Origin of the sequence: Streptomyces sp. WMMC500, assembly GCF_027497195.1 — a bacterium.
Taxonomy (GTDB): Bacteria; Actinomycetota; Actinomycetes; order Streptomycetales; family Streptomycetaceae; genus Streptomyces.
The window spans coordinates 6,649,648-6,662,433 of record NZ_CP114905.1 but is presented as its reverse complement, the minus strand read 5'-3'; the positions used below and the strand labels follow the sequence as shown (position 1 = coordinate 6,662,433).

The 12,786-nt window shown below is 75.1% G+C and carries 9 protein-coding genes and 2 tRNA genes; 5 read left to right on the top strand and 6 right to left on the bottom strand.

Annotated features, from left to right (window positions below):
* Positions 1-109: 109 nt before the first annotated feature.
* Positions 110-547, bottom strand: coding sequence for a hypothetical protein (locus tag O7599_RS28630; RefSeq protein WP_281618492.1), 438 nt, complete (start codon positions 545-547; stop codon positions 110-112).
* Positions 548-613: 66 nt separating this feature from the next.
* Entirely contained in the window at positions 614-739 is a 126-nt protein-coding gene (locus O7599_RS28625; RefSeq protein WP_281618491.1) for a hypothetical protein, read from the bottom strand.
* A 735-nt stretch (positions 740-1,474) separates the two neighbouring features.
* Here O7599_RS28625 and O7599_RS28620 point away from each other — a divergent pair.
* The 3 genes from O7599_RS28620 to O7599_RS28610 are packed head-to-tail and all read left to right on the top strand — an operon-like array spanning position 1,475 to position 3,113.
* Positions 1,475-1,735 carry a hypothetical protein gene (locus tag O7599_RS28620; protein ID WP_281618490.1) on the top strand — a complete coding sequence of 87 codons (261 nt, stop codon included), beginning with the start codon at positions 1,475-1,477 and terminating at the stop codon, positions 1,733-1,735.
* Positions 1,707-2,234, top strand: a complete 528-nt coding sequence (locus tag O7599_RS28615; RefSeq protein ID WP_281618489.1) for a DUF6879 family protein — start codon at positions 1,707-1,709, stop codon at positions 2,232-2,234. Before O7599_RS28620 ends, O7599_RS28615 begins: the two co-directional genes overlap by 29 nt.
* Positions 2,235-2,258: 24 nt before the next feature.
* The gene (locus O7599_RS28610; protein WP_281618488.1) at positions 2,259-3,113 is read left to right on the top strand and encodes a helix-turn-helix transcriptional regulator; all 855 of its coding nucleotides are present in this window, start codon (positions 2,259-2,261) and stop codon (positions 3,111-3,113) included.
* Positions 3,114-3,400: 287 nt separating this feature from the next.
* On the opposite strand, the gene O7599_RS28605 is transcribed toward O7599_RS28610, so the two are convergent.
* Positions 3,401-3,474, bottom strand: a tRNA-Ile gene (locus O7599_RS28605).
* Positions 3,475-3,696: 222 nt separating this feature from the next.
* A tRNA-Asn gene (locus O7599_RS28600) sits at positions 3,697-3,769 on the bottom strand.
* A gap of 181 nt (positions 3,770-3,950) precedes the next feature.
* On the opposite strand from O7599_RS28600, the gene O7599_RS28595 reads away from it, so the two are divergent.
* On the top strand, positions 3,951-4,274 hold the full coding sequence (locus O7599_RS28595) for a YtxH domain-containing protein (protein WP_281618487.1): 324 nt from the start codon (positions 3,951-3,953) through the stop codon (positions 4,272-4,274).
* 131 nt (positions 4,275-4,405) lie between these two features.
* Entirely contained in the window at positions 4,406-6,058 is a 1,653-nt protein-coding gene (locus O7599_RS28590; RefSeq protein ID WP_281618486.1) for an FGGY family carbohydrate kinase, read from the top strand.
* 416 nt (positions 6,059-6,474) lie between these two features.
* On the opposite strand, the gene O7599_RS28585 is transcribed toward O7599_RS28590, so the two are convergent.
* Both O7599_RS28585 and O7599_RS28580 read right to left on the bottom strand, forming a co-directional pair.
* Positions 6,475-8,547, bottom strand: a complete 2,073-nt coding sequence (locus tag O7599_RS28585; RefSeq protein WP_281618485.1) for a metallophosphoesterase — start codon at positions 8,545-8,547, stop codon at positions 6,475-6,477.
* Entirely contained in the window at positions 8,544-12,785 is a 4,242-nt protein-coding gene (locus tag O7599_RS28580; RefSeq protein WP_281618484.1) for an FtsK/SpoIIIE domain-containing protein, read from the bottom strand. Before O7599_RS28580 ends, O7599_RS28585 begins: the two co-directional genes overlap by 4 nt.
* Position 12,786 lies beyond the last annotated feature (1 nt).

The window sequence follows — 12,786 nt, the reverse complement described above, 5'->3', positions numbered from 1 at the left end:
GCCCCGCCAGCCCAGGGGCTACGATCCGGGCGAGCGGGGCTGCTCTGGGTGCCCCCGCCGCGCCGGGGGACGGGGCCGGGGGAACGCCCGCCGTGCCGGCGGCGGACGTTCAGCGGACGAGCTGAAGGGCCTGCTGCATCAGGTCGCCGTCGTCGAGGGTGAAGGTTCCGGTGTGCAGGACGTCGTGGCCGTACATCTGCTTGGCCAGTGGGATGCGGCGGTCGAGGTGCAGGCTCCAGGTGGTGTTGTGGACGTCGAGGCGGGGGCCGGAGCCGCCGATGCGGGCGGACCAGCCGGTGCAGATCACCCACCCGGCGCAGGCGTTCTCGTGCCCGCCGCGGGATCCGTACAGGCCCTGGGGGTGGTGGTCGGCGGCGACTGCCAGCAGGTCGGGGTGCTCCAGTTCCGGCACGGGCAGGACGCCGACGATGGCGGTGGTGCCGAAGTGGCCGGTGGTGGTGTAGGCGAGGAGGCAGCGGCGGTCGGGCCAGTGGTGGGTGAGCGGGAAGACGGTGACGCGCCCGGTGCCGGTCTGCTCGCTGCCCATGGTGCTCCTCGGTCCGGGTCGGCCCCCGCGGCACCGTGGCCGCGGGGACTGACTTGTCGGGGTATGTCAGCGGTGGCCGGGGGACGGGTTGCCGCCTCCGCCGTCGCCGTCCTCGATGTCGGTGTTGTCGTCCTCGTCGCCCGGGTCACCGCAGGCGGCGGGGGTGAGCGGCAGCGGGTTGTTGAAGGTCATCGGGTGTGCCTCCTCTCCGGTGCGCCCCGGAGCGCCCGGGGCGGTGGTGCGCGCCCCGCCCGCCGGCCGGCAGGGTTGCGGCGGGCGGGGCGCCTTCCCGGCCGGTCCGTTGCAGGGCCGACCGGCCGGGCCCGCTCCCTGGCGGATCGGACAGGCGGCCAGGGGGTGGGAGTTCAGTGGTCGGGGTGCCGGCGTATGAGGACGGAGCGGTCCGTGGCCGCCGAGTGATCACCACGGTTGCGCGCGTCCCGGCGCTCCTCGCCGAGCCGGCTGCACGTCTCGCAACCACGAACGGGCTGAGCTTCCCTGCTGTCGCGGACCGGGAGCACCACCGGCGGAGAGGGGTAGGTGCGGCAGGCGGATGCGTCCCTTGCATCGGCGGTCACGGTCGCCGCCTCCCGCGGCACCGGGGGCACTCGCAGGGCGGCATGGTGCTGCTGAGCAGGGGAGGCTCGCAGTCGCGGGCGTAGTAGTTCTTCTCGCGCCCCCAGGTGCGCCCGCTGTCGCGGGACACACGCAGGGTCAGCAACGGACGTTCAGGCGCCGACGGCGCCTCTGCTTGGGCGGCCATGCCCAGGAAGGTAGAAACGAGCGGTTTGCACACACCATTAATTTGCAGAAATTTGCGTCAGATCCTGCACCATGAGCCGTTGGCTGCCTCGCGCCCTTGACGGGTTACCCCATGCACGGGACCGTGATGCAAAGCACTGCAACTCGATGTAGACGGAGGCTGACATGCCGTTACTGTTCGTCGGGATCGACCCCGCTACGGAGAAGGACAAGAGCCCTACCGTGTGGGTCGACCAGGAGACCAACGAACTCGTCCTCCAGGGCTGGAAACCGGGGGCCGAACTGGAAGCGGAGTGCGCCGCGTTCGAGGTGCCCGGGCACGCGAAGGGCATCCCGGCCGAGGAGGCAGTGATCCGGGTTCCTGCCAGGATGGTGCACATGATCAGGAAGGCGTGCGATGTCGTCGAGCGAGCCGACGTTCCCTGAACTCCTCACGGCCTGCAAGCGCTCCGCCGTGCACCTGGAGATGCGGGACCAGTACGGGGTCAGCGACGAAACCGACGGCTTCAGCGCCTGGCTACGTACCGGCCAGCGCGACACGGACCCCGAATCGGAGTCCTGGGCTTCCTGGGTCGGGCTGATCTCCCAGGCCGTGGCGCGCGGCGTCACCGTGCGGCGTGCCCGCATCGTCTCCGAGCCGGTCACCGACTACATCCGATACGAGCACGCCGGAACCGTCGTCAACGTCGCCGCGGGCGAACAGGTCCGCTGGCTCCCCCGGCGGCGCGCCTCGGACATCGCCCTGCCGGGAAACGACTTCTGGCTGTTCGACGAACGCCTGATCCGCTGGAACCACTTCACCGGCAGCGGCGCCTGGGCCGGACAGGAGATCACCGACGAGCCAGCCGCAGCCGAGTTGTGTGCCGTGGCCTTCGAGGCGGTGTGGGCGCGCGCTGTCCCACACGATCAGTACGAGATCCGCTGACAGGAAGCGCCGGCTGGCCAGCTCATGTCCGTCTCCCCGTCCTCTGCCGCGCAGGCTGCGCGCGAAGCCGTCGCCGGGCGGCTGCGAGACCTTCGTAAGGAGGCCGGGCTGACCATCGTCGAGCTGGCCCACCGGTGCGGCTGGCACTACTCCAAGACCTCACGCATCGAGAACGCCCTCACCGGCCCCACGGCAACGGATATCCGCAAGTGGTGCGAGGCCACCCGCACTCAGGACCAGGCGCAGGACCTCGTCGTCCAGTCCGTCAACGCGGAGTCGATGTACCGGGAGTGGCGTCACCAGATCCGCAGAGGCCAAAAGCAACTGCAGGAAAGCCTGGTGCAGTTCTACCGGGACACCGAGCTGTTCCGCGTCTACTCCTCCACCCTGGTCCCCGGGCTGCTGCAGACCGAGGGCTACGCGGCTGCCGTCCTCCGCCGGGCAGCCCGTTTTCGGGATCTCCCCATCGAGGACAGCGCAGAAGCGGCGCGGGCCCGCGTCGAGCGCTCCCGGGTCATCCATGAGCAAGGACACAGGTTCGTGATCGTCGTTGAGGAGTCCGTGCTGCGCTACCAGATGGCGGACTCCGACGCGATGGCCGCCCAGCTCGGCCACCTGCTCACCGCAGGCGCATTGCCGGCCGTCTCGCTCGGCATCGTCCCGATGGCGGCGCGCGAACGGATGCGCTGGCCGGACGAGACGTTCAGCGTGTACGACGACGCCCTCGTATCGGTCGAACTCGTCTCCGCCGAAGTGAACGTCACACAGCCCTCCGAGATCGCCCTGTACCTGAAGGCGTTTGAACAGTTGCGCCAGCTCGCCGTGTACGGGGTGAAGGCGCGGGCGCTGATCCTGAGTGCGATCGAGGCTCTTGGCTGAGGGCCCGACGAAACGCCCCTGCCCCGGCCGCGTGGGCCAGGACAGGGGGCGTCGTGCCGTTACGGCGCGGGCTCGTACTCGGTGCTCCCCGCGCCCGCGGGGTTGGTCCCTTCCCGGGTGCCCCGCTCGCTCTGGCGATGTCACGTGCGGCGGGCTGCAGGCTCGCCTCTTCGCGTGACGCGGCCGAATGGGCGGTCTCCTGTGACACTCGGGCCAGGCAACGATCTCTGCGGCTCTCCGGGGCGCGAAACCGCTGGGCGAAACGATCCCTCTGGGGGGTTTCTGGGTGGGGCGGGTGGGACTCGAACCCACGGCCGACGGATTATGAGTCCGTTGCTCTAACCGGCTGAGCTACCGCCCCGTACGGCGCGTCACGTACAGATGTGCGCGCCGTCTGCCGCAGCATAGCCGCTCATACGATCTGTCGCCCGGAGACCCCGTCCGCAGGGGTGGGACCCGGGCCGCTGCGCATGTCCGGAAGGACGCGGGTGTGCCGCTTCCGGTTCCGGGGGGCGGTGGTGGGGCGGGAGGGTCGCGGGGGCAGAAATGCGCGAAGGCCCCGGTCGGGGCCTTCGCGCATGTGCTCCCCCGACTGGACTCGAACCAGTAACCTGCCGGTTAACAGCCGGCTGCTCTGCCGATTGAGCTACGGAGGACTGCTCCGCACGGAGGCCCTTCCCGCTCCCGGGGGGCGCTCCTGTGCTGCTCGCCATACATTAGCGCATGGCTGGGTCCGCTCCGAAATCGGTATTCACCCCTCCCCCTCTCCGGGTACCCGTATCGGTGACGGCAGGGCGGAACAGCCCAGTCGAGGCAGTCCGAGGGAAGGTGGAGACCATGCGGTACCGGGTGAGCTTCGTTGCGGGGATCGCCGTCGGGTACGTCCTGGGCAGTCGGGCCGGACGTGAGCGCTACGAGCAGATGCGGAAGGCGGCGCAGCAGTTCAGCGAGTCTCCCGCGGTGCGTAACGCCGCCGAGGCCGCCGCGCTGACCAGCAGGGACGCCGTGACCAAGGCGGCGAGTTCGCTCTCCACGAAGTTCGCGGACGTCGTGCCCGAGACCGTTGCCTCGCGTGTCCACTTCCTCCACGGGAACGGGCACGCGAACGGCACCCGCGGCCGGCGCGAGGAGTCCGACGAGTGGGGTACGACGAACACCTGACCCCGGGCCGGCCCGCCGGGCGCGCACCGGTTCGAGCCTGGCCGGCGCCCGGCGGGCCGGATCCCGACGGTCCCGCGGCCGAAACCGCGCCGGTGCCCGGGCGGCCCCGCCGATAGGGCATCATCTGCGGCATGGGGATAGTCGCCGGTCTGGACAGCTCGCCTGAAGGCACCAACATCGTCGTCTGCGACGCCGACACCGGCGCGGTACTCAAGCAGGGCTACGCCCGGCACCAGGTGCCCGAGTCGGCCGACGAGGCGGCGGCGTACGAAGCCGACCCGCAGACGTGGCTCCTCTCGCTCGGCGAGGCCGCGGACGGTGGCGTGCTGGAGGGAGTGCAGGCCATCGGCGTCGCCGCACAGCAGCACGCCGTCATCCCGCTGGACGCCGCGGGCGCGCCCGTACGCCACGCGCTCATCGGCAACGACAAGCGGGCCCAGGGCGCCGCCGCCGACCTCACCGGCGAGTTCGGCGGCCGGGCGGCGTGGGCGGAGGCGGTCGGCGCCGTGCCGGACGCCAAGCTGCCCGTCACCAAGCTGCGCCGCTTCGCCGCCACCGAGCCCGATCACGCCAAGCGCACCGCGCAGCTCATGACCCCGCACGACTGGCTGGTCTGGCAGTTGCTCGGCAAGCCGTCCCGCCGCACCACCGACCGCGGCTCCGCCTCCACCACCGGCTACTGGTCCGCGCACGCAGGCCCCGCCGGCGAGTGGCGCCGCGACCTCGTCGAGCTGGCCCTCGGCCACGAGGCCGGCCTGCCGGAGGTGCTCGGCCCCGCCGAGGCCGCCGGCCGCACCCCCGAGGGGCTGCTGATCTCCGCGGGCACCGGCGAGACCATGGCCGCCGTCTTCGGCCTCGGCCTCGGCGCCGGCGACGCGGTCGTCACCCTCGGCGCCTCCGGCGCGGTCTACGCCGTGCACGACGCCGCGCTGCCGGACTCCGGCGGCACCATCACGGCGCTCGCCGACGCCACCGGCAAGCACCTGCCGGTCGTCCACACCCTCAACGCCGTACGCGCCCTGCGCGGCGCCGCCGAGCTGCTGGGCCTGGCGCCGGCCGACCTGGAGCGGCTCTCCGAGCTGGCGCTGACCTCCACGCCCGGCGCCCACGGGCTCGTCCTCCTGCCGTACCTCGACGGCGAACGCACCCCGAGCCTCCCCCAGACCGCCGGCTCCCTGCACGGCCTGCGCCGCGAGAGCATGCGCCCGGAGCACCTGGCGCGCGCGGCGTTCGAGGGCATGCTGTGCGGCCTCGCCGACGCCCTGGAGGTGCTGCGCACCCGGGGCGTCACCGTACGCCGCGTCTTCCTCCTCGGCGCCGCGGCCGGCCTCCCGGCGGTGCAGGCGCTGGCGCCGGCCGTCTTCGAGGCGCAGGTCGTGGTCCCGGCGTCCGCCGACTACGCGGCCCTCGGCGCGGCGCGGCAGGCGGCGTGGGCGCTGGGGGTGGCGGAGGGCCGGCTGAGCGCGGACGCGCCTCCGGTGTGGGAGACGGGGCCGCACGAGACGTTCGACGCGGGCGAGGACCTGGCGCTGGGCCAGGCGGTGCGGCAGCAGTACGCGGCGGTGCGGGAGTCGGTGCACCCCGGAGCGCTGGGGCTTGCAGCCGGCACGGCGGGTGCGGCGGCGGCCGGTGGCGCGGGCGGGGGGACCGCGGGTGACGGGACCGCGGGTGGTGGGACTGCGGGTGGTGGCCCGGGCGGGACCGCGGGCGGCGCGGAGCCGGGGCACGGATCGGGAGAGCAGGAGCAGGGCCTCGGGGCGGGGCAGGAAGCGACACAGGGCTGAACGGGGCCGGCCTGCGGCGCGCGGACCGCACCGTGTGCCGTACGCCCGCGGAGGGACGCGCGCGGCGCGGGGCCGCGTAGGCGCGGACGCCGCGGAGGCTGAGCGCGACCGAGCACGCCCCTGACGCGAGGCCGCCACGGAGGCGGGGAGCGCCGCGGGCGCGGAGCGCGCCGCGGACGTGGAACACGCCGCGCGGACGCGGGCGCCTGGCTTCGCCGCGGCGCCTCGCCTCCCGGCTCCCGCCGGGCCCGTGGCGAGCGCCGACGGTGCGCACCGATCCGTGCGGCCCGCGCGCTTCGCCGCGGTGCCGGCCACCCGCCACCGGCCACCGCCGTCCGGGCCCCGGTGCGTCGGCCGCCGCCGCCCGCCCGCGTTCCCCTACCGGTGCGGTGCCGCCGGTCAGGCGGACTCCCGCGTCAGGGGTGGTCTCGGCACAGGACCGCCAGGGGGGTTTCGTCCGGCGCGCCCGGGGTGAAGGCGACCGGGGGGCTCGGGGCCCAGGCTCCCGCCTCGTAGCGGACCGTGCGGAGCGCCAGCGCGTGGTCGCCGCCCTCGCGGGCGACGAAGACCTCGTTGTACCCGTTGCGCTCGTCCGACTCGCGGCTCCCCAGCGCCGGGGCGCCCGCGATGCGGGTGGTCCAGGGGCGGGCGGTGCCCAGCAGGCGTTCGGCCGCGGTGAAGCCCAGGTGCGTGTGGCCGTGCAGGACCAGGGACGTGCCGGCCTCCGCCAGCATCCACTTCGCCTGGCCCGCGTTGACCACCCCCGAGTACGGGGCGATCTCCACCGCCGGCACCGGCGACAGCGGGTGGTGCAGGGCCGCAAGGGTGACGTAGCCCGGTTCGCGGGTGAGGCGGTCGAGCACGCCCCGGGCGATGACGCCGGGGTCGTGGCGCTCGAAGTCCAGCACGATCCGGCGTACGGCCTCTCCGTCCGCCGCGTCCGCCGCCTCGACGTACTCCGCGCGGAACCGCTCCAGCCGCTCCCGGTCCCGGTCGTGCGCCGGTTCGCCGCCGGACTCGGCGGTGCCGAGGAGCGCCACCCGCAGCCCGGCGTCCGGATAGGTGACGTGGACGCGGCGGGCCGCGGTGTCGGGCTCGTGCAGGTCGGGGTGCGGGTAGCGGCCGAAGACCCGGGCGAACCAGTGGTGCCGCGCCTGCGGGTCCTCGTCCAGGCACAGTTCCCACGACACGTCGTGGTTGCCGCCGGTGAGCAACACGCGGGGGTCGTCCGGGCGCAGGTCGGCGTGGTCGGCGAGCTGGTCCTCCAGGGCGCGCAGCCAGGCGAGGGCGGTCTCGCCGTCGGCGTCGACGGGGCGGTTGACGAGGTCGCCGGTGGCGATGATCAGGTGCGGTGCCCGGCCCTGGCCGGCGAGCTGGCGTACGTGGTCCAGGTACGCGTCGAGCGGCGAGCCGGCCCCCGCCAGCTCCGCGAGCCGCTGCCCGGCCTGCGAGGTGTCCTTGGCGTCCACGTTGGCGCGCAGCCCGCCGCCGTGGTGGAGGTCGGTGACGTGGTGGATGCGCAGCACGTCGGGCAGGTGGCGGACGAGGACGGGGTCGTCCGCGGGCGGCGCGTGCGCGGCCCGTACGGCGGCCTCCACGCCCGCGTCCTCCACGCCCGCGTCGCGCCACCGCCGCGCCCGCAGCGCCGCCCGGTGCTCGGCGGCGAGGCCGTCGTGGAACCACTGCGGCACGTACTGGTGCCGGTCGCACGCCTCCTCGTACGCGGCCGTCGCCAGCCGCGCCGCGTCGGCGCGCAGCGCCGGGTGCTCCTCGGCGGTCTGGAGGGCGAGTTCAAGGAGGAACGGCGTCTGCAGCCACGCCGGTTCCGCCGTCCGCAGCAGCTCGACGACCCCGGGCGCCCACTCCGGGCAGCGGTCGGCCATGCGTGCGCACTCGGCGTCCGCGAGCGGCGGCGGGCGCAGCACGTCCTTGGGCGCGTCCGCGCCAAGGTGCGGGGTGAGGAGCAACTGCTCGGCGGGGGTGGCGAAGACGACGGGCACGGCGCCCGCGTCCCGTACCTGTTCGAGGCCCGCGGCGAGCGCCGCCGGGTCGACGCCCCGGAGGGCGGCCGGGAGTGCGGCGGCGAGTGCGGGCGGCGCGCCGGGTGCGGTCCGGGTCGTGTGGTGCGTACGGGCCCGGCCGCCGGCCGCCGCGTCCCGCGCCAGCGCCGGTTCGTCGACCAGCACCACGCACCCGACGGGCACCCCCGGCGCCTGCTTGCCGCCCCGCAGACACCCGAGCCCCCGGCGCCGTACCGCCTCGGCGGGCGAGCGCAGGTCCACCCGGCGCGACGGCCGGTCGCCCCGGGCCCGTTCGACGGCGTGCGCCAGCCACGTCTTGCCCGCCCGGCGGGGCAGCTCCACCAGCCACGCGGCGGAGTTGGGCAGTTGGCCCTCGACCAGGGGCCGGGCCCAGCCGGGCACGTGGTCGCCGGGGAACCGGACGTCCAGCTCGGGCTGGTACGCCCGGCTCGGCCGGAAGCGGCTCATGTGGCTGACTCCTCATCGGTTCGCGGGCCGTCGGCCCGTGCGGGGTCCGCGGTCGGGTGCGCAGGGGGGTCCGCGGCGGGGCGGCGGGCCGCGTCGCGGACCCGGCCCCGTAACGACTCGTCGCGCAGCGACACCTGGCTCAGCGCGATCCAGTCGAAGAACGGCCGGTCCGCCAGCCACACGTCCCCCGGCCGCAGCAGCCCCACCTCCCGCAGCTCCATCCGCTGCGCCGGCGCCGGCTCCGGCGGGGGCTCGCCGGGCGTGTGCAGCAGCGCGGCGCGGCCCGCGGGGCCGATCTCCGCCCAGCGGGACTGGAACTGCTCGCTGCGCCCGATCAACAGCTCCTGCCTGCGCAGCTCTTCGAGCGCCGCCCGGCTCGTCAGCGGGCGCCGGTCGTCCGCCTGGACGGCCCGTACCACCGCGTCGCCCATCACCTGGAGGTAGAACGGCCAGGTGCCGACCAGGGACAGGATCCGCGCGCCCGCGCGGCCGGGTTCGATGTCGACGCCGAGGTTCGCGGCGGTGCCGGTGAGAAACGCCAGCGCGTGCGGCTCGCCGAGGGGGCCGAGGATGCGCTTGTCGACGTCGTTGCCGAAGCTGGAGCCGGGCGCGGTCAGCGCGGAGCGCACGACGGTCTGCCAGTCCTTCTCGGTGCCGGTGTAGACGAGCCACGCGCCGGCCTGCCCGAGGTCGCGCAGCCAGGAGACGGCCGCCGGGTGGTACTCGGCGAGCCGGCCGACCTCGTCGAGCAGGAACGCCTCCCGGTCGGCGCGGGCCGCGCGCTCCCCGGCCCGGGTGAGCAGGGCCTCGGCGGGGCTCGCCGCGCCGCGTACGGCGGGGTCGAGGAGGGTGGCGAGCTGGTCGGGGCTGTCGACGGGGCTGGCGCGGTGCGGGACGGTGAGCTTGCGGACCCGGCCCGCGCCGTCCGCGACGAGGCGCCGCTCCAGCTCGCCGAGCACCCACGTCTTGCCCGCGCGGCGCGGGCCGAGCAGCGCGACGGAGGTGCCGGTGGCGTAGCGGTCGCGCAGCCACGCGAGTTCCGCGTCGCGGCCGACGGGCCGGCCCGTACCGCCGCCGACGTGGAAGCGGTCGGCGGCCAGGTCCAGCGCGTCGACCCGGAACGGGCGCCGCGTGGGCGGCACCCGGGCGTCCCGCTCCCTCGCCGCCGCGCCGATCCGGGCGAGCGCCTCGGCCTGGCCGCGGGCGGTGGGGTCGCCGGGCAGGAGCGCGACCTGGACGACGGTACGGTCCCTGCCCTCGGCGTAGAGCGCGCGCCCCGGCGGCATGCGGCCGGGGACGAACCGGGGCCTGATGCCCGCCGTACGGTAGTCGTCGGGATCCGCGAACCGCAGGATCAGCATGTCCGCGGCCGTCGTCCTGATCCGCCCGCTCAGCACGCTCCGTCCGCCCGCGACGACGGGGCAGACCCCGACCCGCGGCCCCTCCCGGCACAGCCGGGTGAAGTCGTCGACGTGCTTGCCGTAGTCGACGTCGCCGAGCGCGTCGAGGAAGCCCTCCCACCCGTCCACGAGCACCAGCAGGTACGGCAGCCGCCGGTGCGCCGCCACCGCCTGCCGCTGCGCGGCGACGTCCGGGAATGCCTCGGCGGCGAGCTGGGACTGCCGGGCCCGCACGATGGTGGTGAGCCGGTCCAGCAGCCGGGTGAGCCGCTCGCGTTCGTTGCGGGAGACGACGGCGCCGCAGTGCGGCAGTTCGGCGACCGCCTGGAGCGCGCCGGTGCCGCAGTCGATGCCGTAGAGGTGCACGTCGGAGAGGCTGTGCTGACGGGCGACCGAGCCGGCGACGGTGCGCAGGAGCTGGGAGCGCCCGGTGCGCGGGCCGCCGGCGACGAGCAGCGGCAGCTTGTCGGCGAGGTCGAGGACGGCGACGGTCTGGAACTGGTCCTCGGGCACGTCGGCCAGCCCGATGGGGACGGGTATCAGGTCGCGTCCGCGCTCGGGCAGGTCGTCCTCGGTGAGCGGCTCGTCGAGCTGGATTTCGTCGGCGAGCGGGGGCGGGAGGAGGGCGGGGGGCCGCTCGAAGCCGAGGGCGACGGCGGCGGCGCGGATGCCGTCGACCAGGACGGTGAGGTCCGTCGGCCCGGTCGGCTCCGGCTCGACGCGCAGCGATCCGCTGGTGGCCTCGGCGCCCACGGCGTGGACGCCGCGGACCCGCACGGGTGGCTCGCCGCCCGGGCCGGCGGCGGAGCGGACGCCGACGCGCGCGGTGCGCAGGCGCACCAGGGTCTCGGCACCGGTGCGCACGTAGGCGGCGCCCGGCTCGGACTCACCGAGCAGGGCCGCGTCCGGCGCGTGGATCACGTCCGTGCTCTCGTCCGGATCCGCGAGCCGCAGCGCAATGCGGAGGTTGGTGTAGGCGCGGATCTCGGGGCTCACCACGGCACCCGGCCGCTGCGTGGCGAGGACGAGGTGGACGCCGAGGGAGCGACCGCGACGCGCGATGTCCACCAGCCCGCTGACGAAGTCCGGCAACTCGCTGACCAGCGCGGCGATCTCGTCCACGACGAGCACCAGCCGGGGCAGCGGCACGGGCGCGCGGTCGTCCCCGACCGCGTACAGGTCGGCGTACTCGCCGACGTCGCGCACGCCGGTCCGCGCCAGCAGTTGCTCGCGCCTGCGCAGTTCGGCGGCGAGGCCGGAGAGGGTGCGCTCGACGAGGTAGCCGTCGATGTCGGCGAGCACGTCCACGGTGTGCGGCAGCCGGGCGCACGCGCCGAACGCGCCGCCGCCCTTGTAGTCCACGAGCAGGAAGGACACCGCGTCGGGCGCGACGGAGGCGGCCAGGGAGGCGATCCAGGTGCGCAGGAACTCCGTCTTGCCGGAGCCGGTCGTGCCGGCGACGAGGGCGTGCGGCCCGTCGCTGACGAGGTCGATGGAGACGGGTGCGCCCCAGGACTCGCCGATGGGGGCGGACAGCCCGGGGGCGCGGGACGCCCAGCGGGCGCCGAGTTTGTGGGGCCCCGGGTGCGGGAGTTCGAGCAGGTCGAGCAGGCGGGGGCTGTCCATCGGGTCGTCGGCGGTGGGGTCGCGGAGGGGGGCGAGGATGCGGGCGACGCGGTCGGACCAGGCGGGGTCGGCCTGGTACGCGAACCAGTTGTGGACGAAGTGCTCGTCGTCCGGCAGCTTGAGGTACGTGTCCCCGCCGACGACGGCGCGGCATTCGGCCGGCAGCATCGCCGCGTCGGCGTCCAGGCAGATCACCGACACGCCGTGGCGCGGGCCCTCCCGGAGGAGTTCCGCCACGCCGGGCAGCCTGCGCAGCAGCCGGGAGCCGTCGAGCACCACCACGGCCCGCGGCGGCTGCGGACCGCCGGCCGGCCGGTTCTCCAGCCGGCGCAGCAGGTCGGACAGGTGCGCGGCGTGCGCCCGCGCGTCGCGGCTGACCCGGGGGCCGGCCGCGGAGGGCGGGAGCCAGCGCAGGAAGTCCCAGGCGTCAGAATCCTCGTCGGAGGTCAGGACGCGCACGTCGACGTCGGCGGGGCTGTGGACGGCCGCGATCTGGGCGACGAGCCAGGCGCCGGTGCGGTGCCGTCCCTCGTCCGTGGCGATGCCGATCACCCCGTACTCGAGCAGGTTCACCACCATGGGGATGTAGGCGTCGTCCTCGCCCGCGTGGTCCTTCTCGCCCACCTGGAGCACGAGGAAGTCCCGGTCGGCCGGGCGGCGGTGCCACAGCTCCCACGTCGCTCTGCGGACGTTCGCGACCAGCCTCCGGCTGTCCACACCGGGGTGGGCGAAGAAGGGCTGCCTGCCCCGCCGCCGGCGGCGCAGGCTCACCTGCCGCCACACCTCCGAGACGAGCAACCCGGCCGGCATCACGAGATCGGCCAGGCTCGCGCGCTCGGGCAGCAAGGTGACGGGGGCAGGGCGCGAGCGGGAGAAGAGGAGCGTGCCGCCCTCGCCGGGCACAGCGAGGCCCGCTTCGAGGAGTGCGCGGTGGATCGCCTCCGGGGAGGTGTCGCCCGTGTCGGGGGCGGCGGGCGGCGTGACGATCCAGAGCCGGGTGCCGGGGCGTACGGGCACGTCCGCGAGCGCCGCGTCGGGCGGTAGTTTCGTGCCGTCGGCGAGGAACAGCCGCGCCGCGGACGGCAGCGGACCGCACCAGTCCGCGAGCCGCCGGGCCACCTCCGACACCCGCGCGCCGTCCGGCGCCTCCAGCACCACGTCCTGCTCCGTGCCGTCCGGCAGGACGACCGTCAGCATCCGCTCCGTGGCCACC

Excerpts from the sequence above, each read along its gene's own strand:
- O7599_RS28630 (WP_281618492.1), bottom strand. The coding sequence starts at position 547 with ATGGGCAGCGAGCAGACCGGCACCGGGCGCGTCACCGTCTTCCCGCTC.
- O7599_RS28625 (WP_281618491.1), bottom strand. The coding sequence starts at position 739 with ATGACCTTCAACAACCCGCTGCCGCTCACCCCCGCCGCCTGCGGTGAC.
- O7599_RS28620 (WP_281618490.1), top strand. The coding sequence starts at position 1,475 with ATGCCGTTACTGTTCGTCGGGATCGACCCCGCTACGGAGAAGGACAAG.
- O7599_RS28615 (WP_281618489.1), top strand. The coding sequence starts at position 1,707 with ATGTCGTCGAGCGAGCCGACGTTCCCTGAACTCCTCACGGCCTGCAAG.
- O7599_RS28610 (WP_281618488.1), top strand. The coding sequence starts at position 2,259 with ATGTCCGTCTCCCCGTCCTCTGCCGCGCAGGCTGCGCGCGAAGCCGTC.
- O7599_RS28595 (WP_281618487.1), top strand. The coding sequence starts at position 3,951 with ATGCGGTACCGGGTGAGCTTCGTTGCGGGGATCGCCGTCGGGTACGTC.
- O7599_RS28590 (WP_281618486.1), top strand. The coding sequence starts at position 4,406 with ATGGGGATAGTCGCCGGTCTGGACAGCTCGCCTGAAGGCACCAACATC.
- O7599_RS28585 (WP_281618485.1), bottom strand. The coding sequence starts at position 8,547 with ATGAGCCGCTTCCGGCCGAGCCGGGCGTACCAGCCCGAGCTGGACGTC.